The sequence below is a fragment of the Micromonospora sp. NPDC007230 genome (assembly GCF_042869115.1).
In the GTDB taxonomy this organism is placed as follows: Bacteria; Actinomycetota; Actinomycetes; order Mycobacteriales; family Micromonosporaceae; genus Micromonospora.
On record NZ_JBIAFE010000003.1, the window covers coordinates 382,598 to 408,590 of the forward strand.

The 25,993-nt window shown below is 73.9% G+C and carries 28 protein-coding genes and 1 pseudogene; 18 read left to right on the forward strand and 11 right to left on the reverse strand.

The window, feature by feature from the left end; all coding sequences use genetic code 11:
- Nucleotides 1-35 precede the first annotated feature (35 nt).
- Both ACFYML_RS06980 and ACFYML_RS06985 read left to right on the forward strand, forming a co-directional pair.
- A complete protein-coding gene (locus tag ACFYML_RS06980; RefSeq protein ID WP_387419689.1) occupies nt 36-842 on the forward strand; it encodes a hypothetical protein in 807 nt (268 codons plus the stop codon).
- A gap of 122 nt (nt 843-964) precedes the next feature.
- Nucleotides 965-1,687: a Pr6Pr family membrane protein gene (locus ACFYML_RS06985; RefSeq protein WP_387419690.1), complete on the forward strand. Its 723-nt coding sequence runs from the start codon at nt 965-967 to the stop codon at nt 1,685-1,687.
- Nucleotides 1,688-1,715: 28 nt separating this feature from the next.
- Here ACFYML_RS06985 and ACFYML_RS06990 read toward each other — a convergent pair whose 3' ends face one another.
- Entirely contained in the window at nt 1,716-2,225 is a 510-nt protein-coding gene (locus tag ACFYML_RS06990) for a DinB family protein (protein ID WP_387419691.1), read from the reverse strand.
- A gap of 82 nt (nt 2,226-2,307) precedes the next feature.
- Here ACFYML_RS06990 and ACFYML_RS06995 point away from each other — a divergent pair, with 82 nt between their 5' ends.
- On the forward strand, nt 2,308-2,823 hold the full coding sequence (locus ACFYML_RS06995) for a 2'-5' RNA ligase family protein (RefSeq protein WP_357446898.1): 516 nt from the start codon (nt 2,308-2,310) through the stop codon (nt 2,821-2,823).
- Nucleotides 2,824-2,826: 3 nt separating this feature from the next.
- Here the strand turns inward: ACFYML_RS06995 and ACFYML_RS07000 are convergent, their stop codons facing one another.
- Nucleotides 2,827-3,279 carry a GNAT family N-acetyltransferase gene (locus ACFYML_RS07000; protein ID WP_387419692.1) on the reverse strand — a complete coding sequence of 151 codons (453 nt, stop codon included), beginning with the start codon at nt 3,277-3,279 and terminating at the stop codon, nt 2,827-2,829.
- A 268-nt stretch (nt 3,280-3,547) separates the two neighbouring features.
- On the opposite strand from ACFYML_RS07000, the gene ACFYML_RS07005 reads away from it, so the two are divergent.
- From ACFYML_RS07005 to pip, 3 genes are all read left to right on the forward strand, one after another.
- Nucleotides 3,548-5,032: a hypothetical protein gene (locus tag ACFYML_RS07005; RefSeq protein ID WP_387419693.1), complete on the forward strand. Its 1,485-nt coding sequence runs from the start codon at nt 3,548-3,550 to the stop codon at nt 5,030-5,032.
- 221 nt (nt 5,033-5,253) lie between these two features.
- Nucleotides 5,254-5,628, forward strand: coding sequence for an SH3 domain-containing protein (locus tag ACFYML_RS07010; RefSeq protein ID WP_387419694.1), 375 nt, complete (start codon nt 5,254-5,256; stop codon nt 5,626-5,628).
- Nucleotides 5,629-5,677: 49 nt separating this feature from the next.
- Nucleotides 5,678-6,643 carry a prolyl aminopeptidase gene (gene pip / locus ACFYML_RS07015; RefSeq protein WP_387419695.1) on the forward strand — a complete coding sequence of 322 codons (966 nt, stop codon included), beginning with the start codon at nt 5,678-5,680 and terminating at the stop codon, nt 6,641-6,643.
- Nucleotides 6,644-6,692: 49 nt separating this feature from the next.
- Here the strand turns inward: pip and ACFYML_RS07020 are convergent, their stop codons facing one another.
- On the reverse strand, nt 6,693-7,442 hold the full coding sequence (locus ACFYML_RS07020; RefSeq protein ID WP_387419696.1) for a hypothetical protein: 750 nt from the start codon (nt 7,440-7,442) through the stop codon (nt 6,693-6,695).
- Nucleotides 7,443-7,551: 109 nt separating this feature from the next.
- Here ACFYML_RS07020 and ACFYML_RS07025 point away from each other — a divergent pair, with 109 nt between their 5' ends.
- Nucleotides 7,552-8,439: a metallophosphoesterase family protein gene (locus ACFYML_RS07025; protein WP_387419697.1), complete on the forward strand. Its 888-nt coding sequence runs from the start codon at nt 7,552-7,554 to the stop codon at nt 8,437-8,439.
- Complete coding sequence (locus tag ACFYML_RS07030) at nt 8,436-9,095, forward strand: 4'-phosphopantetheinyl transferase (RefSeq protein ID WP_387419698.1); 660 nt, start codon at nt 8,436-8,438, stop codon at nt 9,093-9,095. The genes ACFYML_RS07025 and ACFYML_RS07030 overlap by 4 nt, the downstream gene beginning before the upstream one ends.
- A 121-nt stretch (nt 9,096-9,216) precedes the next feature.
- Here the strand turns inward: ACFYML_RS07030 and ACFYML_RS07035 are convergent, their stop codons facing one another.
- Nucleotides 9,217-10,059, reverse strand: coding sequence for a S1 family peptidase (locus ACFYML_RS07035; RefSeq protein WP_387419699.1), 843 nt, complete (start codon nt 10,057-10,059; stop codon nt 9,217-9,219).
- A 141-nt stretch (nt 10,060-10,200) separates the two neighbouring features.
- On the opposite strand from ACFYML_RS07035, the gene ACFYML_RS07040 reads away from it, so the two are divergent.
- Nucleotides 10,201-10,887 (forward strand): hypothetical protein, encoded by a 687-nt coding sequence (locus tag ACFYML_RS07040; protein ID WP_387419700.1) that lies wholly within the window; start codon nt 10,201-10,203, stop codon nt 10,885-10,887.
- 5 nt (nt 10,888-10,892) lie between these two features.
- Here the strand turns inward: ACFYML_RS07040 and ACFYML_RS07045 are convergent, their stop codons facing one another.
- Nucleotides 10,893-11,492 carry a PadR family transcriptional regulator gene (locus tag ACFYML_RS07045; RefSeq protein ID WP_387419701.1) on the reverse strand — a complete coding sequence of 200 codons (600 nt, stop codon included), beginning with the start codon at nt 11,490-11,492 and terminating at the stop codon, nt 10,893-10,895.
- Between the two features lie 100 nt (nt 11,493-11,592).
- On the opposite strand from ACFYML_RS07045, the gene ACFYML_RS07050 reads away from it, so the two are divergent.
- Both ACFYML_RS07050 and ACFYML_RS07055 read left to right on the forward strand, forming a co-directional pair.
- Entirely contained in the window at nt 11,593-14,427 is a 2,835-nt protein-coding gene (locus ACFYML_RS07050) for an FtsX-like permease family protein (protein ID WP_387419702.1), read from the forward strand.
- A 2-nt stretch (nt 14,428-14,429) separates the two neighbouring features.
- Nucleotides 14,430-15,176: an ABC transporter ATP-binding protein gene (locus ACFYML_RS07055; RefSeq protein ID WP_387419703.1), complete on the forward strand. Its 747-nt coding sequence runs from the start codon at nt 14,430-14,432 to the stop codon at nt 15,174-15,176.
- A gap of 51 nt (nt 15,177-15,227) precedes the next feature.
- Here the strand turns inward: ACFYML_RS07055 and ACFYML_RS07060 are convergent, their stop codons facing one another.
- Complete coding sequence (locus tag ACFYML_RS07060; protein WP_387419704.1) at nt 15,228-15,662, reverse strand: ChaB family protein; 435 nt, start codon at nt 15,660-15,662, stop codon at nt 15,228-15,230.
- Nucleotides 15,663-15,739: 77 nt separating this feature from the next.
- Nucleotides 15,740-16,180, reverse strand: a complete 441-nt coding sequence (locus tag ACFYML_RS07065) for a phage holin family protein (protein WP_387419705.1) — start codon at nt 16,178-16,180, stop codon at nt 15,740-15,742.
- Nucleotides 16,181-16,722: 542 nt separating this feature from the next.
- Here ACFYML_RS07065 and ACFYML_RS07070 point away from each other — a divergent pair.
- The 6 genes from ACFYML_RS07070 to ACFYML_RS07095 all read left to right on the forward strand — a co-directional run bounded on the left by ACFYML_RS07070 (nt 16,723) and on the right by ACFYML_RS07095 (nt 21,604).
- Nucleotides 16,723-17,307, forward strand: coding sequence for a hypothetical protein (locus ACFYML_RS07070; RefSeq protein ID WP_387419706.1), 585 nt, complete (start codon nt 16,723-16,725; stop codon nt 17,305-17,307).
- A 230-nt stretch (nt 17,308-17,537) separates the two neighbouring features.
- A complete protein-coding gene (locus ACFYML_RS07075) occupies nt 17,538-18,191 on the forward strand; it encodes a hypothetical protein (RefSeq protein ID WP_387419708.1) in 654 nt (217 codons plus the stop codon).
- 132 nt (nt 18,192-18,323) lie between these two features.
- Nucleotides 18,324-18,644: an STAS domain-containing protein gene (locus ACFYML_RS07080; protein WP_357446949.1), complete on the forward strand. Its 321-nt coding sequence runs from the start codon at nt 18,324-18,326 to the stop codon at nt 18,642-18,644.
- 166 nt (nt 18,645-18,810) lie between these two features.
- Entirely contained in the window at nt 18,811-19,686 is an 876-nt protein-coding gene (locus ACFYML_RS07085; RefSeq protein ID WP_073838199.1) for a DMT family transporter, read from the forward strand.
- Nucleotides 19,687-19,757: 71 nt separating this feature from the next.
- Nucleotides 19,758-20,354 (forward strand): helix-turn-helix domain-containing protein, encoded by a 597-nt coding sequence (locus ACFYML_RS07090; RefSeq protein WP_387419709.1) that lies wholly within the window; start codon nt 19,758-19,760, stop codon nt 20,352-20,354.
- Nucleotides 20,351-21,604, forward strand: coding sequence for an MFS transporter (locus ACFYML_RS07095; protein WP_387419710.1), 1,254 nt, complete (start codon nt 20,351-20,353; stop codon nt 21,602-21,604). Before ACFYML_RS07090 ends, ACFYML_RS07095 begins: the two co-directional genes overlap by 4 nt.
- A gap of 117 nt (nt 21,605-21,721) precedes the next feature.
- Here the strand turns inward: ACFYML_RS07095 and ACFYML_RS07100 are convergent, their stop codons facing one another.
- The 4 genes from ACFYML_RS07100 to ACFYML_RS07115 form a co-directional block, all read right to left on the reverse strand.
- Nucleotides 21,722-22,480, reverse strand: a complete 759-nt coding sequence (locus ACFYML_RS07100) for a peptidylprolyl isomerase (protein WP_387419711.1) — start codon at nt 22,478-22,480, stop codon at nt 21,722-21,724.
- 221 nt (nt 22,481-22,701) lie between these two features.
- Nucleotides 22,702-23,460, reverse strand: coding sequence for an SRPBCC domain-containing protein (locus ACFYML_RS07105; RefSeq protein ID WP_387419712.1), 759 nt, complete (start codon nt 23,458-23,460; stop codon nt 22,702-22,704).
- 99 nt (nt 23,461-23,559) lie between these two features.
- The gene (locus ACFYML_RS07110) at nt 23,560-24,018 is read right to left on the reverse strand and encodes a DUF6069 family protein (protein WP_387277369.1); all 459 of its coding nucleotides are present in this window, start codon (nt 24,016-24,018) and stop codon (nt 23,560-23,562) included.
- A 1-nt stretch (nt 24,019) separates the two neighbouring features.
- The gene (locus ACFYML_RS07115) at nt 24,020-24,628 is read right to left on the reverse strand and encodes an ArsR/SmtB family transcription factor (RefSeq protein WP_387419713.1); all 609 of its coding nucleotides are present in this window, start codon (nt 24,626-24,628) and stop codon (nt 24,020-24,022) included.
- Nucleotides 24,629-24,778: 150 nt separating this feature from the next.
- Here ACFYML_RS07115 and ACFYML_RS07120 point away from each other — a divergent pair.
- Nucleotides 24,779-25,945, forward strand: a pseudogene (locus ACFYML_RS07120) (ROK family protein); the annotation flags it as partial.
- Between the last annotated feature and the right edge of the window lie 48 nt (nt 25,946-25,993).

A 25,993-nucleotide genomic window follows, 5' to 3' on the forward strand; every position in this document is an offset into this window, starting at 1 on the left:
ACGTCACGAAGCGTGGCGGCGCTGAGGGACACGAGATGACCACACACCGGATGGACCAGGAGACCGTCGAGCGGCTGCTCGTCGGTCCGGTCGCCGACGCGCAGGACGTTCCCGAGGTGCTCGTCCGGCTCCTCGCCGCCGTCCGCGTCGCCGCCCGCCCGCACGAACTCGGCGGCGAGGCGGCCGCCCTCCAGGCGTTCCGCACGGCGCGCGCCGGACTGCTCCCGGCGGCGCCCCGCCCCAGGCAGGGGTTCGTCGCCAGCCTGCTCAGCGCGAAGATCGCGCTCGCCGCGCTGCTGGCCGCCGCCACCGGTGGCGTGGCGCTCGCCGCCGCCACTGACACGCTGCCGGCGCCGATCAGCGGCGGTGCCGGGACCACCGCGACGCCGAAGGCCGGGGTCGGGTTGCCGGGCTCGCCGACGACCGGGCCGGGCACCTCGCCCACCCCGGCCGCCGAACCCAGCCCGACCGCCGGTCCGACCGGCCAGCCGAGCACCTCGGCTCGCCTCACCGGGCTCTGCCGCGCATACCTCGTGAAGGCAGCTGAACAGCGACGGCACGTGCTGGAGACACCGAGCTTCGCCGACCTGGTCTCGACCGCCGGCGGCCGGGACAAGGTCACCGGCTACTGCGAGCGGCTGCTCGACACGCCGGACAAGGAAAAGGACGCCAGCAACGGGACGAAAGAGCGGACCGACAGCCCGCCCACCGGACCCACTACCGGCCAGCCGGCCGGTGGCCCGGCAACCACCGCCGCCACCCCGGCCGTCACGGGGCCGGCGATCCGCCCGCCGAGTCCTTCCGTGCACCTGTCCGCCCCGGTCCGCCCGGCCCTGCGCTGAGCGGCCGGGCACGTCGCCGGATGCCCCGTCCGGCCGCGCGGCGCGGCCACTGCCGGCGGTCCCGTTCGGCCGGCGCGCCTCGGGCCGGTGACCTGCGGCGGCCGGGCTGATAGCTTGCCCCGGTGACCCCGCGGCGTCGCCGGCTGGCGATCCTCTTTCGCCTGGCCACCGTGCTCAGCGTGGTGGCCGGCGTCGTGCTCACCGCCCTCGGCCCGGCCACGGTGACGGGGCTGCTGCCCTACTTCACCATTCAGAGCAACGTGGCGGTCGGCGGGTTCGCCGGATACGCCGCCTGGCGGTGCTGGCACGACCGGCCGGAGCCGCCGTCCGTGCTCAAGGGTGCGGTGACTCTCTACATCACCATCACCGGGGTGGTCTATCACCTGGTGCTGGCGAACCCGGCCAGCCCGTTCGCGATGGCCCAGCCCAACCGGGCGCTCGGCGAGGCGCTGGGCAACCAGTTCCTGCACACCGTCGTGCCACTGCTCGCGGTCGCCGACTGGGTGCTGTTCGACCAGCGCGGCCGGCTGCGCCTGCGCTACGCGGCCTGGTGGCTGGCGTTCCCGCTGGCGTATCTCGGGTTCGCCCTGGTGCGCGGCCTGATCGTGCACCGCTACCCGTACCCGTTCGTCGACGCCGGTCAGCTCGGCTACGACGGGGTGGGGCTCAGCTCGCTCGGTTTCGCGTTCGCGTTCTGGCTGCTCGGGCTCCTGTTCGTCGGCGTCGACAAGGGGCTGGCCCGGCGGACCCGAGCGGTCCCCGCCCCCGCCGGCGCCGTCGCGGCCCGGCCCGCCGCCGCGGGATCCGCCGGGCCGGCGGAGGAGACCACGGCGGGGCAGCGGTGACCGGGGTTCAGCTGCGCGCGGGCGGCGGTCACCCCCGCTCGACGAGCCCGCGCACATACGCGGCCTGACCGGCGTGCTGCAGATCGTCGTCGAGCAGGCTCACCAGCCGCACGCCGAGGGTGACCGGCGGGTCCCAGTTCAGGTCGACCACCCGGTCGAGGTCGGCGGGGCGCACCCCGCGCAGATACCGCCGGGTCCGGTCGACCACCGCAGCGTGGTAGTCGAGGAGCACCTGACCGTTCTCCGGCCGGACGGTGGCGACCTGTTCGGGGCCGTACCCGAAGCCGGTGTCGTCCGGGTCGGCGGTCAGCCCGAAGCTCCGCGCCCAGTCGCCGGTGACCCAGATCTGCTCCTCCCCCAGCAGGTCGGCGACGCCGTGATCCTGGATCCGGGTCAGGTGCCAGACCAGCCAGCCCACCGTGTTCGCCCCGGGCGCCGGAGGCTGGCGCAACTGCTCCGGGCTCAGCCCGTCGACCGCCGCCGCCACCAGATCGGGCAGCCGGTCGTACGCCTCGGTCAGCAGGTCGTTCACGTCCACTCGTCCACGCTCCTCGCCGTCGGTGCCACCGGGGCAGTACCGCCCACCGGGCCGGGCAAACCTCACCTCTTAGGGTGATCGCGTGGTCGCGGCGCTGGAGCTGTATCTCGACACGGACGCCACCCGGCGGATCCGGGTGCTCTGGGACGCGCTGGAGTCCGAGGGTGTGCAGAGCATGCGGTCGCTGCTGGAGCAGCGGCACCGCCCGCACGTCTCGCTCGCGGTGGCGCCCCGGTTCGACCCGGAACGGGTGGCCGAGGCGCTCGCCGGGATGGTGGTGGCCGCGCCGTTGCGGCTGGAGTTCCAGCACGCGGGGCAGTTCGTCGGGCGGGTGCTGTGGCTCGGGCCGGCCCCGACCGCCGAGTTGCTGGCCCACCACGCCCAGGTGCACCAGCGGCTGGCCCGGGCCGGGATCGGCCTGGTCGAGCACTACCAGCCGGGACGCTGGGTGCCGCACTGCACGCTGTCCATGCGGGTGCCGAACCCGCTGATGGGCGCGGCGGTGCGCCGCTGCCTGGAGGTGCTGCCGCTGACCGCCACCGTGGTCGGCGCGGCCATCACCGACCACGCCCGGGGCATCTCCCATCCGCTTCCGTGAGGTTCAGCGCGGGCCGAGGTCGACGATGAAGGTCGGGTACTCGGGTTGCGGGCAGGGCTCACCGCGGTGGCCGAGCCGCTCGTAGAAAGGCGCCGCCCGCTCCCGGTGCGCCTGCCACTCCAGGTAGCGGGCCCGGCCGGCCGCCCACCGCGTCACCGCCGCGAGCAGCGCCCGGCCCACCCCGTGCCGGCGCCGGTCGGGGCGTACGTAGAGGTCGTGCAGGCGTGCGGTCCGGTGCGTGTCGCCGGAGCGCAGGTGCGGGCCGTGATCCTGGGCGGCCGCGTACCCGGTCAGCCCGCCGGCGTCCACCGCGCCGAGCAGCGCCCAGCGCGGGTCGGCGAGCAGGCGCAGGAAGCGCTCCCGGTGCGTCTCGGCGGGCTCGTCACCGACGCCCATGTCGCGCAGCATCGGCCACAGCTGCGGCCAGTCGGCGGCGGTCAGCTTCCGTACGGTCATGCCGGCCAGGATGCGGGCCGAGGGTGGCTTCCGGCCAGCCGGTTTCGGGCCGGGCGGGTCCAGCGGACCACTCCGGCCGGTTCACTCGGGTCGACGACGGCACCGGGTCGACGTGGTGCACGACCGGCTGGACGCGGACGGCGCGCGGCCGAGGACCGGGGTGGGGCAGGACCCGCGCACCGGCGACGGTACCGTTGCGCCTCATCATGCCCTTGCGGGGCGGTCGTCCGCCGGCCCGGCGCTGGCGAACCTGACGGAGGATGGCGCAATGTCCAACGGCGAGGAACCGTTCGCATCCCACGACGACGTGTCCGCACGGCCGAGGTTCGACCCGGCGCTGCGCGGCTACGACAAACGCCAGGTGGACCGGTACGTCGAGCAGATGGAAGCCGAACTGTCCGCATTGGCGGCCGGCCGGGACCGGGCGTACGCGCAGGTGCGGGAGCTGACCACGCAGGTGCAGCGGACCCAGGCCGAGGCGGCGGAGCTGCGGCAGCGACCGGCCGAGGTGGACCGGGCGTCCTTCCGGGACCTCGGTCCGATGGTCGAGCAGATCCTCGACCTGGCCGAGCGGCAGTCCGCCCAGATCACCGAAACCGCGACCCGGCGCGCCGCCGATCTGCAGGAGCAGGCCGAGAAGGTACTGGCCTCGGCGCAGGAGGAGGCCGTCCGCCAGCTGCGGGAGCTGGAGGACGAGCTGTCGGCGCGCCGCGCCGAGCAGGAGAACGCGCACGAGGAGCAGCGCGCCGCCGCGCAGGCGGAGCTCACCGCGATCCGGGAGATGGCCGAGAAGCTGCGCGTCGAGGGGCAGGCCGCCCACGAGCGGGCGCAGCAGGAGGCGAAGCGGATCGCCGAGCAGAGCGCGCAGCAGGTCGACCAGGCCCGCTCCGCCTCGGAGGCGCTGGTGAAGGCGGCCCGCACCCAGATCCAGCAGGAGGTCCAGGCCACCCGGAGCAAGGCCCAGCAGGAGCTGGCCCAGTGGCAGGCCACCATGGCCCGCGAGTTGGACGAGCGGCGGGCCGCCGCCGAGCAGGAGCTGGCCGACCGGGCCAGCGCCGCCGAACGGGACATCGCCGCGCTGGTCGCCGAGGCCCAGGAGTACGCCACCGAGGTCCGCGAACGGGTCGACGAGGAGACCGCGGCGCACCAGGAGCAGCTCGCCACGGTGCAGCAGGAGATCCAGCAGCGGCAGGAGACCCTCACGCAGCTCCAGGCCGAGCTGGGGACCGTCGGCCAGCGGCTGGAAGGGACCCGCCAGGAGATCGCCACGGTCGAGCAGGAGGGGGCCGCGCTGGAGGAGCGCCTGATCGAGGTACGCCGGGACCTGGCGGCCGAGACCAAGCGGCTCGACGAGGCGCGGCGGGCGGCGGACCTCGCCGAGCAGCACGCCAAGGAGACTCGGGCCCGGGTGCAGCGCGAGGCGAAGCGGGTGGCCGACCTGGCCGCCGCGGCGGTCATGGCGGCCGCCGCGGGTGGCGCGGCAACCGCCGAGTATCCGCAGGTCGCTCCCCGCCCCCTCGGCGACGGCGCGGGGCACGACGCGGCCGACCGTCCGGCGGCGGAGCGCCTCGAGGGCCCGGAACTGCCGACCGGTGACGCGAACGCCTCGCGCGCGCCGCTGAACGGCCCCACCTTCGACGCGTTCGCGGTGCGTCCGCCGGCGCAACGCACCGCCCCCGAGGCGGAGTCGGCCGTGCGGACCGCCGAGGAGCCGGCGGCGGGCCCCGACGTCGGGATCTCGGCCAACGCCTGAGCCGGCCCCGTCCTGACCGGTGCGCTGTCCGGGTGCCGGTCAGGATCCGGCCGGCCCGGCGCCGGCTCCGTCCGCTGTCGAGGCAGGTCGTCGGCTGCCCGGCATCGCACCACGGCCAGGCCGCCGGAACGCCGGACCGGCGAACTCTTGATCTGCATCTTGAAGCATGCAAATATTTGGATCACTTTGCGTGCTGCTCCGACTTCGAGGGGTTGATCAACGTGCGGAAGGTTTCCTCCGTCGCGACGGCCGTCGCACTGGCGACCGCCTGCTCCGGCGTCGCCGTCGTCAGCGCGGCGGCGCCGGCCGGCGCATCCTGCAGCCACTCCCGCACCAACGTCGACACCGCGGGCGGCCAACTCTTCAACGCCAGCAACGTCAACATCCGCTCCGGCCCGCACACCAGCTGCGCCTCCCTGGGGTACGGGCAGTACACCCACAACGTCGACTTCTGGTGCTTCACCAACGGCGACAAGGTCACTGCCAACGGGCACACGACCTACACCTGGACCTACCTGAAGGACACCACGACCGGCGTGTCCGGCTGGGTGGCGGATGCCCTCCTCGACAACCTCGGCAGCAACATCGCCTGCTGACCGCCGGCCGCCCCCACCGGCGGCTCGCGAACGGGCAGGATGGTTCGGCATGACCGCCGAGCCCCGCCTCTACCCGCCGATCGAGCCGTACGCCACCCACCGGATCGCCGTCGGTGACGGCCACGAGCTGTACGTGGAGGAGGTGGGCCGGCCGGACGGCGTACCCGTGGTGTTCCTGCACGGCGGGCCCGGCGGTGGCCTCGTCCCGGCGGCACGGCGGTTCTTCGACCCGGACCGCTACCGGGCCGTGCTGTTCGACCAGCGCGGCGCGGGCCGGAGCACCCCGCTGGGCGGACTGCGCGCCAACACCACCTGGCATCTGGTCGACGACATCGAGGTGATCCGCGACCGGCTCGGGATCGACTCCTGGCTGGTGTTCGGTGGCTCGTGGGGGGTCACCCTCGGCCTGGCGTACGCGCAGAGCCACCCGGACCGGGTCACCGGCCTGATCCTGCGCGGCGTCCTGCTGCTGCGGCGCAGCGAGCGGAACTGGTTCTACCAGGGCGGGCTGCGCCACCTCCAGCCGGACGAGTGGGACCGGTTCATCGCCCCGATCCCGGAAGCGGAGCGGGACGACCTGCTGGGCGCGTACCACCGGCGGCTGCACGGGCCCGCCGACGCCGAGGCCCGCGCGTGCGCCGTCGCCTGGGGGCGGTGGGAGGCGGTGAACTCCGCGCTGCGCCCCGACCCGGGCCTGCTCGCCCACTTCACCGCTGACGAGCACGCGCTGCCGATCGCGCGGATCCTCTCCCACTACGCGCTGCACGGCGGCTTCTTCACCAGCGAGACGCAACTCCTCGACGGGGTGGACCGGATCCGCCACCTTCCCGCCGTCATCATCAACGGCCGCTACGACCTCTGCTGCCCACCGGTGTCGGCGTACGACCTGGCGCGGCGCTGGCCGGAGGCCGAACTGCGGATCGTGCCCGACGCCGGCCACTCGGCGGCGGAACCGGCGGTCGCCCGGGAACTGCTGCGCGCCACCGACCACTTCGCCGACCTGCTCACCGGCTGAGCCCCGTCCGCAGGCCGGCCTTCGTCGGGCTGACCGCCGCAGTCACCCGTCATTCGTCCAGGAGGGCCCGGACGGCGCCGGCGATCACCGGGTCGACCGGGAACCGCTGCTCCAGCCAGCCCAGCGTGACCCGGGCCGCCTCTCGGTTGCCCCGGTAGCCGGGCACCATCTCGGCCAGCGGCAGCACCTCCGGCGGGTACGCCCGCTCGACCCGGCGGCTCGAGTCGAACGGGTCCCGCCGGTGCGCCGCCGCCGGAGCGGTGAGCCGCAGCAGGGCGAGCACCCGGTCCACCGCGTACGACTGGATGAACCGCGCCGCGGTGAGCCGTTCCCCGCGCAGCTCGCGGTGCAGGCCGACGTAGAGGTTGGTGAGCGCCTCGTTGAGGTGGAACTCGACGGTGTCGTACGGCGTGGCAGGGCGGGCCGGTGGGCCGCACTCGGCCAGCCCGGCGGGCGCGTCGGGCCGCTGCCACACCACCCGGGCGCCGGTGAACGGCAGGCGCCGCAACTCGTCCACGGTGAAGACCGCGTACTCCACGAAGATCCCGTCGGCGTAGCGCGCCTTGCGGCCGTTGCGTTCGTTGGCGAAGCTGTACGCCACCGGACCGGGCGCGGCCAGCCAGTCGATCGACTCGACGTAGCGGGGCACCGCGCCGTCCGCGACGACGAGGAAGAAGTCCAGGTCGGAGTGGGCGTCCAGCCGGTCGTGCTCGGCGCCGGCCGAGCCGAGGCCGAGCAGCGCCACGGTGTCCGGCCGGGTGGCGAGGTGAGCGGCGAGCTCGTCGAGTCGACGCAGCATCGGGTGCAAGCCGTCGTCCCTTCCGTGAAGAGTCGACGTTTCAGCCCGTACGGCCCTGCTCGCCGCCGGGGTCGCGACACCGATGCGGCCCATCATCGTTCTCCGGCGGATGTCGCACAAGCGCACCTGTCCCGCCCCGGCCGACAGTGGCAAGATCGACCGGGTGACGGGTTCGCTGTTGGCGGTCAGTGACCTCCATGTGTCGTACGCCGAGAACCGCCGCATCGTGGACGGCCTGCGACCGGAGTCGACGGACGACTGGCTCATCGTGGCCGGCGACGTCGCCGAGCTGTTCGGCCACGTGGAGCGGACGTTGCGCCAGCTCCGCGACCGGTTCGCCAGGGTGATCTGGGTGCCGGGCAACCACGAGCTCTGGACGCACCCGGCCGACCCGGTGCAGCTGCGCGGCCGGGACCGGTATGACGCGCTGGTCCGGATGTGCCGCGACCTCGGCGTGCTGACCCCGGAGGACGACTATCCGGTGTGGCACGGCGACGGCGGGCCGGTCACCGTCGCGCCGCTGTTCCAGTTGTACGACTACTCGTTCCGGGCGCCCGGCACCACGTCGAAGGAGGCGTCGCTGCAGCGCGCGTACGACGCCGGGGTGGTCTGCACCGACGAGCTGCTGCTGCACCCCGACCCGTACCCGGACCGCGAGTCCTGGTGCTGGGCCCGGCTCGCCGAGACCGAGCGGCGGCTGGCCGCCGTCGACCCGGCGCTGCCGACGGTGCTGGTCAGCCACTGGCCGCTGGTCCGCGAACCCACCGAGGTCCTGTGGTACCCGGAGTTCGCGCAGTGGTGCGGCACCGACCGGACCGCGGACTGGCACGTCCGCCACCGGGCCGTCGTCGCGGTCTACGGGCACCTGCACATCCCGCGCACCACGCACTACGACGGGGTGCGTTTCGAGGAGGTGTCGCTGGGCTACCCGCGCGAGTGGACCCGGCGCGGTGGTGAGCCGCGACCGATGCGGCGGATCCTGGGCGGTGCGGCGTGATCGAGGCGCTGCTGCCGCCGGCTGCCGTACCCGTCGAGGCGTTCTCGGATCTTCCCGGTGAGTCCCCGTACCCGGGCGAGGAGGATCTCGTCGCGAGGGCGGTGGAGACCCGCCGACGCGAGTTCGTCACCGCCCGCCGGTGCGCCCGGGAGGCCCTCGCCCGCCTCGGGTACGCCCCGGCCCCGATCCGCTCCGGCCCGCGGCGGGAACCGGTGTGGCCGGCGGGCGTGGTCGGCAGCATCACCCACTGCGCCGGCTACCGGGCCGCGGCGGTCGGCCGGGTCACCGAGCTGGCCGGCCTCGGCATCGACGCGGAACCGCACGCTCGGCTGCCGGACGGCGTGGGCGCGCTGGTGACCGTCGCCGGTGAGCCGGACCTGCTGGGCCGCCTCGCCGACGCCGACCCGGGCGTGCATTGGGACCGGTTGCTGTTCAGCGCCAAGGAGTCGGTCTACAAGGCGTGGTACCCGCTGACCGGGCGCTGGCTCGGCTTCGAGGACGCCGAGCTGTCCATCGACCCCGCCACTGGAGCCTTCGCGGCCCGGCTGCTGGTGGACGGCACGCGTGCGGACGGCGGCCCGCCGCTGACCGAGCTGCGCGGCCGGTACCTGGTCGCCGCGGGTCTGGTCGTCACGGCCGTCTCGGTGGCCCGCTGACCGCTCGCGCCGCGGCCGGCCCGCGCCCTGGCTCTCCGGCGGAATGTCTGCTGACCGGCTTCGCCGGGCGGGCGGCGTCGCCGCTGCCCGCCCGGCACCCCACCGGGCTTGCCGGGCCGGCTCAGGGGATGGTCAGGCCGTACGCGGTGAGGATCTCCCCGATCGGCTGGTAGTAGCTGGTGCCGCCGCTCGCGCAGTTCCCGCTGCCACCGGAGAGGATGCCGAGGATCGTGCCGGTCGAGGGGTCGTAGAGCGGACCGCCGCTGTCGCCGGGCTCCGCGCAGATGTTGGTCCGGATCAGCCCGTACACCGTGCCCTCAGCGTAGTTGACGGTCGCGTTCAGCGCCGTGACGCTGCCGCACCGCACGCCGGTGGTGGCGCCGCTGCGGCAGACCCTTTGACCGACGTACGCGTTGCCGGCGCGGTAGATGGTGAGCATGCCCGGATAGGTGTAGATGGCGCTGGGGTGGTCGACCGCGCCGGTGTAGCGCACCACGCCGTAATCGTTGCCGGGGAAGCTGCTGCCGGTCACGGGGCCGAGCACTGTGGTGTGCGCGCTGTCGGCGTACCAGGTGCCGGCGAGGCTGGTGCAGTGCCCGGCGGTGACGAAGTAGTAGGTGCTGCCGCTGCGGACGTTGGCGCCGAGCGAGCAGCGACTGCCGCCACCGTAGACGGCCTGGCCGCCGGCGATCAGGGGGCGCAACCGGCCGGGCTCCCGGCGGAGCACGGCGCCGCCGCGGGCCGCCGCGTCCCGCAGCGCCGCCAGCTCGGCCCCGGTGACGGTGCCGTCGACGGTGAGGGTCATCCGGCCGGTGGCCGGGTCGAGGACCCAGGCGGTGCCGGGGGTACGCATCTCCGCGAGCACCGCGGTGGCGCGGTCCGGGCCGGGCCGGGCCTGGGCGGCGGCCGGGGTGCCGACGAGCAGAGCGGCCAGGACGAGCGCGACGAGTGGCAGGCGACGCATCCAGAGCTCCTCTTCAATCGTTGGGGATCGATACATCTCAGCATCCGCGCGGGCCGCCCGCCGGGCAAGCCCCGCCCCCGCTGCCACCCCGGCGCGGTGTCGTTCCCCTGATCCGCCGACGCGCGGGAGTACGGTCCCGAGATGACCAGGGAAACCGCCGCCCGGCACACCAGCAGCGCCCTGCTCGACTACTACGTCCTGCGCGCCGAGGCGGACCCCGGCCAGCCGGCGGGCCTGCTGGTCGAGGAGTTCGTCCTGGCCGACGACCTGTCCGCGGCACGGCTGCGTAGCGCCGGTTGGACGCCGGCCGACGGTGGCTGGTGGAGCTCGGCCGCGTACGCCCGGGCGGTCCGCACCGAACCGCGGCTGCGCGCCCGCCTGGCGGCCGTCGACCGGGCCGACGCCGAGGCGACCTACCGCCGGCTCGGCGGCGGCACCCTGCCTGGCGAGCAGGAGCTGCGCGGCCACTTCCAGGACGACGTTCCGCTCGCCACCGGGGCGCCGCTGCGGTTGAACGCCGGGCCGGACGTCCACCGGATCCTCTTCGCCGGCGAACTGGACGACGGCCGGTTGACCCGGCTGGGCGCGCTGCTCCGGCTGGACGACCCGGACGGGGCGCGACCCGGTGTGGTCGGCACCGGGCGACTCCGGGTCAACGACACGAACGTCCGCTGGGACCTCCGGCGCATCGGCGGCGGCATCGCCTGGTGCCTCGACGTGACGTCCGAGCCGGCCGGCGGCGACGCGCTGCCCTGGGTGCTCCGTCAGCTCGTCGCCGTGGCGCGCGGCCATGGTCTGGTCCCCGCCACGATCGAGCGCCTCTCCTGACCAGCTCAGCCGGCGGCGCGGGCCTCGCCGGCGGCGTCCGCCGCCGTCCCGGTGCGGTCGGCGGCCAGGGTGGCGAGCAGCGCGCCACCGTCGGCGAGCAGCGCCGCTTCGGCGTCGTCGACGAAGGCGAGATCGGCCTCGACGTGCCGGGTGGCGGCCGAGAGCAGCAGTCGGACCAGCGGGTCGTCGGTCCTGCGGCGCAGCCCGTCGAGGTTGCGCAGCTCCCGCATGAGGTGGCCGCGCTGGTTGCCGAGCACGGTCCGGACGGTTGCCTCGGCGCCGGAGCGGGCGGCGGCGGTGACCTTGAGGAAGAAGTCGTCCCGGAATCCGCCGCTGCGGGGGCTGGGCTCGGCGAGCCACCGGTCCAGCTCGGCGCGGCCGGCCGGGGTGATCTCATAGACGACCCGGTCGGGTTTGACCGGCTGGGGCTGCCGCTCGGCGACCACCAGCTCGTCGCGGGAGAGCCGGTCGAGGATCTGGTAGAGATGGCCGATGTTGAGCGGCCCCCACTGTGGGCCGACGGCCGCCTCGAAGGCGCTCTTCAGCTCGTAGCCGTAGCTGGGGCCCCGGGCGAGCAGGGCCAGGACCGCGTGCTGGATCGCCACCGTCTCCTCCAATCCGGGCTGGGCGTGTCCGGCCCGTAGGGGTCTTGCATTGTCACAATGTATCGCGCAGAGTGTGGGGCAGCACACGGGGAGGCGCGACATGCTCAACTTCGTCTGGAGGCAGCTGCGCGGCCGTGCGGGACGGTCGGTGGCGCTGCTGGTCGGCGTACTGGTGGCCACCACCGGTTTCGTCGTCCTCACCGGCGCCACCACCACCTCCCGCCTGGCGGTGACCGGCGCCGTCGAGCGGGACACCCGGGCCGCCTACGACATCCTGGTCCGTCCGAAGGGGACGCGCACCGCCCTGGAGGCCGAACGCGGGCTGGTCCGCCCCAACTACCTCTCCGGCCTCTTCGGTGGCATCACCACCGCACAGTACGACCAGGTGCGGGCGGTCGCGGGGGTCGACGTGGCCGCCCCGATCGCGATGCTCGGCTACTCGACCACACCGGTGCCCGTCCGGTTCGACGCCACCGACGCGGTCGACCGGTCACTGGAACGGCAGGTGATCCGGGTCGAGCCCACCTACCTCGCCGAGCGCGGGCTCTCCACCGCCACCGGCAAGCCCCGTTTCGTGTACGTCACGAAGCGGCCGGTGATCTATCCGCGGCTGGACGTCATCCCCGCCCCCGACCAGCCGCTCGAGTACTCCGACGGCCACGCCTACCCGTGGTCGGGTCTGTGCGGACTGGTGCCGCGCGAGGTGCTGCCGGACGGCCGGACGCTACCGGTCTGCGATCCGGAGTTCGGCGACCTGACCAACTACGACGTGTCCTTCAACGAACGTGACAGGTGGCAGGTGGACACGGTCCGGCTGCTGCCCGACGGACGGTTCGAGGCCCGCAGCGGCGTGCTCTCCGACGACGACGGTTTCGCCACCACCGCCGATCGCCTGGTGCTCACCCACCAGGTGATCGTGCCGTTCCTGCTGGCCGCGGTCGATCCCGCCGCCGAGGAACGCCTGGCCGGGCTGGCCGAGGCGGTGGTGCAGGGTCGCGCGCTCCGGACCGACGACACGGTCACCGAGCTCACTCGGGGCACGGCGCTCAACCGGACGCTCCCGGTGCTGACCACCAGCCGTCCGTTTCTCGACGGGGCGCTGCGCACCACCCTTACCCGCCTGCCCGGGGTGCGGGCCGCCGGGATCCCGGCTGAGGATCTCGAACAGACCCTGAGTCAGGCCACGGGGGTCCGGGTGGGATCCGACCGGTCCGAGGTGGCCGACGCGTTCCAGGCCCAACTGGCCGAGGGGATCTCGGAGACGGGGTGCTGCTTCGGGCAGGTCCAGTCGGTGCTGCAGGCCGGCACGGTGGAATACGACCGCCAGCCCGACGGCACACTCCGGGCCCGCGCGCTGCCGCCGATCGACCCCAAGGTGTACGGCGACGAGAGGGCCTTCAGTCCGCTCCCCCGGCCCTGGCTGTCCGACGACACCCCGAGCCGCCCGCTGCGCGCACTCCCGCTGCCGACGGGAGGGGCCCTGACCCCGTTCCGGTTCTGGCGGGCGGTGGGGGTGTTCGATCCGGCGAAGCTGACCGGCTTCAGCGACCTGGGCAAGGTGCCCCTGGAGACGTACGAGCCGCCCGTGGCGGAGGGCGCCGACGCGCGCAGCCGCGACGCGCTGGATGGGCAGCCGCTGGAGCCGAGCGGCAACCCGGCCGGCTACCTCTCGGCACCGCCGCTGCTGCTCACCAATCTGGCCAGCGTGCCGGAGCTGCTGAAAGGCGGCACCAGCCGGCAGTTGACGGCGCCGATCAGCGCCATCCGGGTCCGGGTCGCCGACGTGCACGGCTACAGCGAGCGCTCGGCCGAGCGGGTCCGGCTGATCGCCGAACGGATCGCCACCGAGACCGGTCTGGACGTGGACATCACCCTCGGTTCGTCGCCGGCTCCGCAGACCGTGGAGCTGCCCGCCGGCGCGTTCGGCCGGCCGGAGCTGCGGCTGACCGAGAACTGGTCCGCGCTCGGGGTGGCCTCCGCGATCGTCAAGGCGGTGGACCGCAAGAGCGCCGCGCTCTTCGTGCTGGTGCTGGTGGTCTGCGTGCTGTTCCTCGGCAACGCGGTCTCCGCCGCCGTTCGGGACCGCCGCCCCGAGCTGGCGGTGCTCGCCTGCCTCGGCTGGCCGGCGCGCCGGATCGGGGCGCTGATCCTCGGTGAGGTCACCGCGCTGGGGCTGGCCGCCGGGCTGCTCTCGGTCGGCTTGGCGTTCCCGCTCGGCGCCGCGCTGGACATCGCCCTCGACTGGCGGCGAGCGCTGCTCGCCGTACCGGTGGCCCTGCTGCTGGCGCTGGTCGCGGGCCTGGCGCCGGCGCTGCGGGCCGCGCGCGCCCACCCGGCCGCCGCGCTGCGCCCGCCGGTGGCCACCGCCCGCTGGGTACGCCGACCCCGCTCGCTGCCCGGCCTGGCCCTGGTGAACCTGGTCCGTGCCCCTGGTCGCACCCTGCTCGGCGCGGGCGCGCTGGCCATCGGGGTGGCCGCGCTGACCGTGGTCGCCGCCGCCGCGTACGCCTTCCGCGGCGCCATCGTCGGCAGCCTGCTCGGCGACACCGTGTCGCTGAGCGTGCGCGGCGCGGACGCCATGGCTGCGGTGGCGACGGTGCTGCTGGGGGCGGCCGCGGTGGCCGACGTGCTCTACCTGAACATCCGCGACCGCGCCGCCGAACTGGCGGCGCTGCGGGCCACCGGCTGGACCGACGCCGCGCTGCGCCGCCTGATCGGCTACGAGGGACTGCTCCTCGGCGCGCTCGGCGCGCTCACCGGCGCGGGCCTGGGCCTGGGCGGGGCGGCCTGGCTGGTCGGCGAGCTGCCCCCGTCGCTGCTGCTGGTGGCGACCGCCGTGGCACTGGCCGGGATGCTGGTCACCTGCCTCGCCGCGCTCGTCCCGGCCGCGCTGCTGCACCGCCTCCCCACCGCACGACTACTCGCAGAGGAGTGACCATGGACGCGACCCCCGGCAGCGCGGTCCGGGCATCGGGACTGGTCCGGCAGTTCCGCACCGGCGCCGAGCGGCTCACCGCCATCGACGACGTGTCGCTGGAGATCGCACCGGGCTCGGTCGTCGCGCTGACCGGGCCGAGCGGCTCCGGCAAGTCCACCCTGCTGCACATGATCGGCGCGATCGAGCAGGCCGACCGGGGGACCGTGACGGTGGACGACGTCGAGGTCACCGCGCTGCGCCGGGCCGCCCTGGCCCGCTACCGGCAGCGGGTCGGTTTCGTCTTCCAGCGCTACCACCTGCTGCCGGCGCTCACCGTGCTGGACAACGTGATCGCGCCGGTGCTACCTCGACGGGGACGCGGCGACCACCCGACCCGGGCCCGGGAGCTCCTGGCGGCGGTGGGGCTGGCCGGCCGGGAACGGGCGCTGCCCGCCCAGCTCTCCGGCGGTCAGCAACAGCGGGTGGCGATCGCCCGGGCCCTGATGGGTGCGCCCCGGCTGCTGCTCGCGGACGAACCGACCGGAAACCTGGACTCGACGACTGGTGCACAGATCCTCGACCTGCTGCTCGACCTGCGCGACCGGCACGGCATGACGATCCTGCTCGCCACCCACGAGCGGGCCATCGCTGCCCGCTGCGACCGGTTGATCCGCCTCAACGACGGACGGGTCGTCGAGGACGTCGACCTCACCGAGGGCGAGGATCCGGCCGACACGTACCAGCGCGCCAGCCGGTTGCGGCTGTAGCTCGGCCGGCCGCCACGCGTACCCGCACCGCCCTGCCGGGGCCGGTCCGGCTCAGCGTTTGCGGGCCCGGGCGGTGGCCCGCGCGTTCGCCTTGTCGATCGCCCGGACCAGGTCGTCCTTGTTCAGGTTCTGCGGGTCCTCGATGCCCACCTTCCGGGCCACCTCGTCGAGGTGGCCCTTGCTGGCGTTGACGTCCACGCCCTGCGCGGTGGGCCGCCGCCGTTGCGCCGACTCCGGTGTGCCCAGCGCCGCCTGCGGGTCCGACGGCCCCTTGTGCTCCTTCGGCTCCCAGTGGTCGCCGACCTTCTCGTGGGTGTGCTTCAGCGAGGCGAACGCGGTCCGGTGCGCCCGCTCCCCGTCGCCGTAGGTCTCCTCGGCCGACTCCAGGGTCTTCTTGTAGGTGCGTACCGCCTTGTCGTCGGAGCGGGCGACGGTCGACGGCACCTCGGGCCGCATCTGTTCCGCCTGCTCGTGCTTGTCCCCCATGGCTGCTCCCTCCCCTGCGGTTCCCTGCCCGGCGCTGCTGCCCGCGGCCGGTTCCGGCCGGCACGGCGCCGGTCGTGTCATCGCTCCCAGCCGTCGCGGGCGGCGGAGGTGCCGGCGGGCATGACCCGACCAGCGGTGCTCGACACGGCGTTCCCGACCTGGTCGGCCAGGCGTGCCGAGCTGCCGCCCGCGGTACGCAGCCGCTGCAGGCCCAGGCCGCCGAGGAACACGGCTGCCGCGAGGTAGCCGGCGGTCAGCCCCGCCGCCGCCATCCGCCGCGGCAGCATCGCCTCCAGCATCCGCAGCGTGGTCGTCGAGGCCGCCCCGATCCCCAGCACCACGCACCCGCCGGCGGCGGCCAGCAGCAGGAAACCGACACCCGCCGGCCGGGCGGCGTCGGTCAGCTGCGCCCGCACCGCCCGCACCTCCTCGCGGACCACGTCGGCCACGTCCGCCGCCAGGCGCTCGACCGGGGCGCCCCGCCCCGCGGGCCCGCCAGCTCCGACGGTGTCACTCATCGGGCCTCCCTCGACTCGTCAAGACCCGCCTGCGTACCCGGAAACCGCGACGGCAATCAGCCAGCCCGTGTGTCGGAGGGTGCCCGGACGGTCACGCCGGGCACAATCGGGGGTCGTGGCGTGAGCAGAGGTGCTCCCTCCGGAGGTGCCCGTTGTCGCGGTGTCGAGGCCGACTGACCAGGTGGACGCTGCGTGGCATCCTCCTGTTCGGCGGCGTTCTCGCCGTCTGGGGCCTGTCCGACACGGTCGCGGCTGACCCGGCTCAGGCTGCCGCGCCGACTCGGTCCTGCCTCCTCGGGGACGCGCTCGACGGCGCCGACCGGATCCTCGGCGGTGTCCTGAGCTGCACGCCGCACTCCGCGCCCGGTTCGCACAGCGAGGGTGAAGCATCCGCCGCCGAGAGCGGCGCGGTGAACAGGCGCCAGCCACCGAGGCGAGTTTCGGCGAATGTCCCGCCCGCGCGGGTGCCGGCACCGGCACGGCCCGCGCCGCAGGCCCCCGTCCGCCCGAGCGCGGACACCGTCGTCGAAGCGACCACATCGGTGACCGGTCGGGTCGTGGACCTCGCCTCGCCCGTCGTTGCGGAAGTCGCCGAGGCACGGCTGCTGAAACCGGTCGGCAGTGTGCTCCGGCCGCTGGTCGAGCCGATCGTGGACGTGCTGCCGCCGGCCCTGGACCCGGTCCTCGACCTGACCCAGCCGATCATCGGCCCACCCGCCGCGCCCACCGACCCGGTCGGGGCCGCGCCGCCGGCGGTGGCCGCCGGCACGCCGGCGGTCACCGCACCCACCGCGCTCGGCCGCCCGGCGCCACCGGTGGCCGCCAACTATCCGGCGCCCCCGGCACCGCCCCGCTGGTCACCGCCCGCGGGCCGCGGCGCGGAGCCACCGGATGCCGCCGCGCTGACGCGGGTGCGATGGCCGGGCCACCCCGGCCACACCCCCGGCGCGACGCCTACCGCTCCCGCCCGCACCGCCGCCAGCGGCTCCGCCCACGGCGGGATCAGCCTCCCGGCCGACGCGTGCCAGCCCTCCTGGGCCCCGGACCTGCATCTACTCGGCCTGTGCGCCGGTGGGTGCGACCCGCTCGCGGACCCCTCGTACCGACCGGACCCCAGACCCGCCTGAGCATCCCGGGCCGCTGCCGCCGACGGAGACGGCAGCGGCGGGGCCGGGGGGTGAGTGGGTGACCGCGCCTGGTGCGCTCGTGCCTGCTCAACCGGATTCCTGGTCGATCTCGAGTCCCCGCACCGGCACAGCTGCCGTCACCGCGCTGAAGCCCAACTGCCGCCGCCTTGGTCCGCTCGCAACCGGGACCGCTCGGCCGTCCACCGACCACCTGCAACCAGGAGAACTTCGTGCACCGCACACTGCCCGTCTGCCGCGCCCGTTGGCAGGACATCCCCGACATCGTCGCGCTCGTCGTCGACCCCTTCGCCGGCAGCACCGTCGGCGCGTGGCTGGTACCCGACGAACGCCACCGACGTGACGTGCTCACCGCCACCATCCGCCTCTGGATCGAGCACGCTCTCCTCTGCGGCGAGGCCTACCTCCTGCCCGGCCACTCCGCCGCCGCGGTATGGCTGCACCGGTACGGTCCCGTCCCACCGTCGACCGAGTACGGCGAGCGGCTCGCCGTCGCCTGCGGCGACTACCTGGACCGGTTCCTCCACCTCGACGACGTCCTGGCCACCCACCGGCCCGCCAATCCCCACAACCACCTGGCGTTCTTCACGGTCGCGCCGAACCCGCACCGGATCAGGCGGGCCACCGCACTGCTCACCACGAGCAACGCGCGGATGGGCCAGGCCCTGCTCCCCGCCTACGCGGAGGCGACCACGATCGCCGAGCGAGACCTGTACGCGCGGCACGGCTACGTCGCCCACGAGCCGTTCCGGCTCCCCGACGGCAGCACCGCGTACCCGATGTGGCGCGGCCCGGGACGATGGCGGGTCGGCCACCGCCCGCTCAGCCCGGCGATCTGCCCGTATCGGGCCGCCTCGGCGGCATAGTCAGGGTGGCTGGCAAAAGCCCCGCTCAGGTTCCTTGTCAGAGGACAATCTCTGAGTGGGCAGGCAGCAGCATATGGTGCTGGAACAACGGCGAGCCACGAGGGAATCGACGCATGAAAGAACACGGGACTCGTGAGTAACTTCACCATCAGTACGTCTTTCGCGGCGGACGGCACAACGCTGCTCCATGTCCGCGGTGAAATCGATGTCTCCACCTCCGCCGAACTCCTGGCCGCTGTCGTGAACGAGGTCAACCGACGACGTCCGCCCAAGCTGGTGGTCGACATGCTGCATGTGACGTTCCTCGACTCCACCGGCTTGACGACCCTTCTTTCCGCTCATCGGGCCGCCCAGCAACTCGGCACGACGTTGGTCGTACGTGAACTCAGCGCTTTTGTGCAAAAGCAACTGCGGGTGGCCGGTATCTACGAAATCCTCACCGAAGTCCATTAGTCGGGCGGCCGGCAGCCGCTCGTTGCCTTTCCAGCGGCAGCGGAATTGGTGAGACGATTCCTCACCCATTCGTTCCGCAACTTCATCCGCCGGCAGCCGCGGACGAGGGCCGACGGCTCGGCGCCGGCCCGGCGCATCGGACGGAGAAGAAGGGGTACGCCCTTCGGTGGTCTTCATCCTTGCGCTCGGCGCCGCCCTGCTGCTCGGGACCGGCTCGGTCATCCAGCAGCGGGTCGCCTTCCAGGCCCCGGACGGCCTGGCGCTGCACGTGGGACTGCTGTGGCATCTCGCCCGGCAGCGCCTGTGGCTGCTGGGTCTCGCCGCGACCCTGATGGGCGGCGCGCTCAGCGGTCTCGCCCTCGGCCAAGGCTCGGTCGTGCTGGTGCAGCCCGTCCTGGTGCTGCGCCTGCTGTTCGCCCTGTCGGTCGCGGCGCTGTGGACCCGGCGCCCGCTGCGGCGGCGGGACTGGGCGGTGGCGTCCGCGGTCACCGTCGGCATGGTCGCCTTCCTGGTGGCAGGCAGTCCCGGACCGGGCAACCCGGAGGGCGTGCCCGCCTGGGACTGGGCGGTGGCGGCGGCCGCCATCGGCGCGCTGACCTGGGCACTCGTCCGCACCGCGCGCCGGCTGCGCCCCAACCAGGAAGCGCCGATGCTGGCGATCGGGGCGGGCATGCTGTTCGGGCTCCAGTCCGCGCTGACCCAGTCGGCCTCGCACCGGCTGTTCACCCAGGGGCTGCTGGCGCTGCTGACCAGCTGGCAGCCGTACGCCGTGGTGCTGATCGGACTGCTGGGCACGCTGCTCGCGCAGAGCGCGTACGACCTCGCCCCGCTGTCCGTCGCCTATCCACCGCTCGCCGCGGCCGAGCCGCTCGCCGGTATCGCGGTCGGCATCGGCGTGCTCGGTGGGACGCTGCGGCTGACCCCGGGGGCGATCTCGGTGGAGGCCATCGGCCTGATCGTGATGACGCTCGCGGTGTACCTGCTGGCCGCGTCCCCGCACATCGTCGGCCACCGCGATGAGCCGGCGAAGAAGAAGCACTGACCGGACCCGTCCAGGCCTCGAAGCGAAATCTCATCGTTGCCAGCGGCGACGTGAGAGACTACTTTCGAAACATGTCTCTCAAAAATCCGTACGGGGACTTCGAGATCACCGACCCGCAGGCGCTGCGGGCCCTCGCGCATCCCGTTCGACTGGCCGTCCTGGGCCATCTCCAACGCCATGGCCCGGCCACCGCGACCCAACTGTCGCCGCACGTGGGCGCCACCCCCTCGGTGGTCAGCTGGCACCTGCGCCACCTGGCCTCGTTCGGGCTGGTGGCCGACTGGGACGGGGCCACCAACCGGCGCGAGCGCTGGTGGCAGGCGGCGGCCAAGGGGTTCCGGTTCGACCTGCCCGACGACGCCGACGGGCAGAACGCGGCACGCCAACTCCAGGGCGAGATGTTCGCCCAGAGCGCCGAGCTGCCGCAGCAGTGGCTGCTGCACGACGAGCCGCGGCTGGACACCGGGTGGCGGCGGGCCGCGGGCCTGGCCAACACCCGGATCATGCTCACCGCCGAGGAGATGCAGCAGCTCAAAGAGGACGTCGAAGCCCTGATCGCCAGATACGTGCAGCGCCCGGAGGCCGAGGCGCCGGCCGGGGCTCGGGGCGTACGGCTGCTGCAGTACGTCCTGCCGGAGTCCGACGGCGACGAGCAGACCGAGGCATGAGCGCCGTCACCGCCGCCCCGGCCGGCACGGTCCGGGCCGGGCGGCACTTCCGGGCGTTCTGGCTGGCCCAGACGATCTCGCAGTTCGGTGACCGGATCACCGAACTCGCCCTCCCGCTCATCGCGGTCACCATGCTGGCCGCGACCCCCGGCCAGGTCGGCCTGCTCACCGCCCTGATCTGGCTGCCGTACCTGCTCGGCGTGTTCGTCGGCGCCTGGGTCGACCGGCGTACGCACAAGCGGCGGCTGCTGATCATCGCGGACCTGGCCCGCGCGGCCGTGCTGTTCAGCCTGCCCGTCGCCTACCTGCTCGACATGGTCAGCCTGACCCAGCTGTTCGTCGTCGCGGTGCTCAGCGGCGCCGGCGCGGTGCTGTTCAGCATGGCCTACCCGTCGTTCTTCGTCACGCTCGTGCCGAGCGCGGCCTACATCGACGCCAACAGCAAGCTCAGTCTGAGTCGAGCCGGATCGTTCGTCGCCGGTCCCGCCCTCGGCGGCGCGCTCATCCAACTCCTGACCGCACCCGTCGCGCTCGCCGCCGACGCCCTGTCGTTCCTGGGATCCGCGCTGCTGATCCGGCGCATCCCGGCCGGCGAGGCACCGAAGGCACCGAACCACTCGTCGACCCGCGCGCTGATCCGGGACGGGCTGGCGCTGCTGCTGAGACACCGCGTGCTGCGCGCCGCCCTCGGCGCCACCACCACCGTCAACTTCTTCACCTTCATCGCGTCGGCGCTGCTGGTGCTCTACGCCAACCGCGAGCTGGGCCTGTCGGCGGGCGCCATCGGACTGGGCATGGGTGGCGGCGCCCTCGGCGGCCTGGCCGGCGCGGCCCTGGCCCCGCGGGTGACCCGAGCGATCGGCGTCGGCCGCACCGCCATCATCGGCACCGCGCTCTTCCCGGCGCCGCTGGCACTGCTGGCGCTGGGCAGCGGCCCGACCTGGGCGAAGATCGCGTTGCTCGCCGCGGTCGAGTTCGTCTCCTCGGTCGGCGTCATGCTCATGGACATCAACCTCAACGCCCTGATCACCAAGGTCACGCCCGACGACGCCCGGGGGCGGACGGCCGGCGCGTACAGCACCATCAACTACGGCATCCGCCCCCTGGGTGCGCTGATCGGCGGCTGGCTGGGCACCACCATCGGGCTGCGTCCCACCCTCGTCCTCGCCGGCCTTGCCGGCGTCTCCGCCGCCCTGTGGCTGATCCTGTCACCCGTCAGAGCCATCACCACGCTCAACGACGAGCCCTGACACCACGCACTGCCACGGACCGAGCACCCCTCCGTCGAACGGCATCACTGGTGCCTTGGTTGCCCACCGGCGACCCCGTCACGCCGACTCGGCGCGGCGGGGCCGCCGCTTGGGGTTTCAGCGGCCCCGGGTGGCCCGGCCGATCTCCACCGGCAGCGCCGGTGCGCCGTCGACCGGTGCCGGGTCCTCCGGCGTGGCGGCGATCCCGCCGGCCGCGATCCGGTCCAGGGTGGCGAGGCCGGCCTCGTCCACCGTGCCGAAGACGGTGTAGTTGGGCCGCAGCGCAGAGTCGGACTGCACCAGGAAGAACTGGCTGCCGTTGGTGTCCGGGCCGGCGTTGGCCATCGCCAGGGTGCCCCGGGCGTAGAGCCGCCGGACCCCGGTCGGGTCGGTCGGCGCCGGCGGCAGGTTGGTGGGCAGTTCGTCGGCGTACCGGTAGCCGGGACCGCCCTCGCCGGTGCCGGACGGGTCGCCGCACTGCAGCACCTTCAGTGTCGGGTACGCGGTGAGCCGGTGACATGGCGTCCGGTCGTAGAACCTGTGCCGGGCCAGGTGCAGGAAGCTCTGCACGGTGCATGGGGCCTGTTCACGGTCGAGGGTCAGCCCGATCGGGCCCTGGCTGGTCCGCAGGGTGACCCGGACGGTGCCCCGGTCGAGCGTGTGCCGGGGGTCCGGCGGCAGCGCCACCGGCCGGGCGGCCGGCTCGTCCGGCGTGGGCGTGTACGCGCACGGGCCTTTCGTGGGCGCCGGCGAGGCTGCCGGTGCCGCGGTCGCGGCGGCGCCACCGGCGGCGACCAGCGCGGCGGACACCACCGCCACGCCCGCGAGGCGGGACAGCAACTGCGGGATGGCGTGCGGTCGGGTTTCGCTCGGCACGTGGTCCTCCCTGGACTTGTGACAGCAGAGAGACCGGAGTCTATGGAGCCGGTGACCCGATGTCGATGACTCGTTCTGTCGGCCCGTGCCGGCGCATCCCGTCAGAGTGGATGCCCGGCGGGGTTGGCCGTCCTTCGCGAGGCGTCCGGCGGGAACGGCCGCTCCCGGCGTGGGAGCGGCCGTTCCCGGTCGTCGCGGTCGACGGGCTTGCCGCCGACCGGTCAGCCGATCGGAAGTTCGTTCACCCAGTTCTGCCAGGCCTGCTCGACCTGGGCCGGGTCCTGGTTTGCGGCGAAGATGTGGTGGCCGAGGACCAGGACGTTGCCGCGCTCGGTGCCGGAGTGCAGGAACCGGTAGAGCGCGTCGCCGGTGCGAACGCCGAAGTAGGTCGGCAGGCCGGCGAGGTCGACGACCCCGTCGATCGGCGGCAGGCCGTCGACGGTGAGCTGTGCCCGCTGCCCCTCGGTGATCGGGCCGGTGATGCCGAACGCGCCGGCCACCGCCAGGAAGGCCTGGTCCGGGGTGCCGGCCCCGGGGCGGAACGCGGCGACCGGGGCGCCGGTCCGGCCGGGGAAGTGGGTGAGGTAGGCGGCCAGCGTGCCCAGGTACATGTCCCAGCCGGCCTGCATCGCCTCGTACTCGGTCTCCCAGTTGTCGCCGAGGACGCCGCTCTGGACCAGCCGCAGCACCGTGGCGCCCTGGTCGCGGCCTTCGATCAGGTACTCGATGGCGTTGAAGGCGCCGTCCGGGCCGGACTCGGCGCGGATGGCGAACCGCTTGCCCGGCTCCCATGCGGTGACGGTCGCCTCGTCGGTGTGGCCGGCCATGGTGAGGCTGCTGCGACCGCCTTCGCGCGGCTCCACCTCGTTGCGGCCCATGAACCAGGAGTCGAGGCCCGGCCCGGTGGCGATCGCCTCCCACACCTGCTCGGGGGTGGTGGCCAGCTCGATGTCCTTCTGCAGTTCGAAGTGGTGTCCCATGATGCAGAGCCTTTCCGGTGATCGGTGTCGTCGAGAGTTCTGTCGAGTCGGTTACCCGACGCCTCGGCTGGGGCGGGGAGGTGGTGGGCCCGGGGTGGGTCAGTGGGCGGCCGCGCCGGCCCGGTGGCGGAGCATCGGCAGCAGCGCCACGGCCACCACGACGTGCAGCACACAGAGCATCAGCCGGGTGTCCCCCGTGGCCTGCTCGATGAAGACCGGGATGAACGACGCCACCAGCACCGTCCCGGCCAGCCCGCTCCAGACTGCCCGGGCGTGCCGGGTGAACCGTTCGAGCAGCGTGAGGGCACCCCAGCCGAGCAGCCCGAAGACCAGGCTGAACACGGCGATCTCCGGCAGGATCAGCGGGTGTGCCTGGGTGGCGCCGGGGTCGGTGAGCGTGAAGTCCACGCCGGCCGCGCGGCCGACCAGGTAAAGGAGGCTGTTCGCGGCCACCGCGGCGGCCACCCCCAGGGCGCGCTGGCGGCGGCGGGACGTGCCGCTGACGGTACGGCTGGCCGGGCGGGTCCGGGCAATGATCGGGCTGGTCGTGGTGGTCATGTCAGGACTCCTCGGATTCGTTGCCGGTCGTGGGAGTGACGCTGGGGTGCAGGGCGAGCACCACGCGGTGCTCGCGGCCGCCGGGGGCGTTCTCGTCGTGGTACCTGCTGACCAGGGCGCTCACCGTGGCGGCCAGTTCCTCGGCGAAGGCGGCCCGGTCGCGGGCGGAGGCGAACCGGACGGTGGCGTCGACGGCGAACGTCGCCACCCGCTTCTTCGCCCGGTCCGCGCCGGTGATGAGCGCGCCGACGTCCTGCACGAGCCGGGCGGCGACCGCGAGCAGCCACCGCGCGGACAGCCGGTCCGGCGCGTCGGACGGGTTGGGCCGCACGGCCGCGAGGGCCGTCGGCGAGATCACGTACGACGCCGCGGTGGCCTGCATGACCCGTTCGGTGACGTTGCCCTTGCGGCGCTCCTCCACCAACTCGATAAGGCCGTGCTGCTCGAGCGCGCGGAGGTGGTAGTTGACCTTCTGCCGAGGCAGGCCGACCCGGGCGGCGAGCATCGTCGCCGAGGCCGGCTCGGCGAGCGCGGCCAGCAGCCGGGCCCGCATGGGGTCCAGCGACGCCTCGGCCACCGCCGGGTCCTCGATCACTGCGATGTCGAACATGACCCCACCCTCCCACCGACAATTTTTCTTGTCAAGACAATCTGCCTTGTCGGTTGGCTCTGTGGTGCTACCGCTCTACGACGGGGTGCCTCCCGCACACGGCCGCCGGGATAATGGACCCGCGACGCCGCAACACCGCCGGAGGTCGGGTTGGTCCAGGACGAGATCCGCCGACGCAATATCGGCACCCTGCTGCGACACGTTCACCTGTGCGGTTCGCTCTCCCGTGCGGCGCTGGGTGAACGGATGGGGCTGAACCGCAGCACGATCATGGCGCTGACCGCGGAACTCACCGCCGCCGGTCTGGTCCGTGAGGAGCCGCCGACCGACACCGGGCGGGCGGGCCGGCCGTCGCTGGTGGTCCGCCCGGAGTCCACTCGGGTGTACGTGCTGGCGTTCGACGTCGCCGTGGACTGGCTCGTCGCCGCCCGGGTCGGACTGGGCGGCGTCATCCTGGACCGCCGGCGGGCCCCCCGTCCGCGTGCCGGAGCCGACCTCGACCGGGTGGTCGAGGTCCTCGCCTGGTTCGGTCGGCAACTGCACGAGGCGGCACCGCCGGCCTCGGTGTGCGTCGGGGTCAGCGCGTCGTACTGCGGGATGATCCGGCCGGGCGACGGCATGGTCCGCTTCGGACCCGACATGGGCTGGGTGGACCAGGCGTTCGGCACCGAACTCGGCCGCCAGCTGGGGCTCGGCCTGCCGGTGTCCGTGGGTAACGAGGCCCACCTCGGAGCGCTGGCCGAGCAGCAGCGCGGGGCGGGCGTCGGCTTCCGGAACCTGATCTACCTGCACGGCGACGTCGGCGTGGGCGGCGGGATCATCGTCGGTGGCAAGTTGCTGGATGGTGAGGGCGGGTACGGCTGCGAGCTCGGGCACATGGTGGTCAACCCGTACGACGGACGGCCCTGCGGCTGCGGCTCGCGCGGCTGCCTGGAGGCGGAGGTCGGCGAACGGGCCCTGCTCGACGCCGCCGGACGGCCCGCCGAACTGTTCGGCCGCGACGCCCTGCGCGCGGTGGTCGACGACGCCGGCCGCGGCGACCCGGTGGCCCGGGATGCGCTGCACCGCGTCGGCGACTGGCTCGGCATCGGGGTGGCGAACCTGATCAACCTGTTCAACCCCGGCATCGTGATCTTCGGCGGGATGCTGCGCGACGTGTATCCCGGCGCGGCCGAGCCGGTCCGCGCCCGCATCGCGGCCAACGTGCTGCCGGTCGCCAGGGAGCGGGTACGGCTGCACACCTCGGCGCTCGGCGACGACGCCACCCTGGTCGGTGCCGCCGAACTCGGCTTCTCGGAACTGCTGGCCGATCCACTGGGTACGCTCGCCCGCACGGCGACCGGGGGCAGGGCGTCGACATCGAGC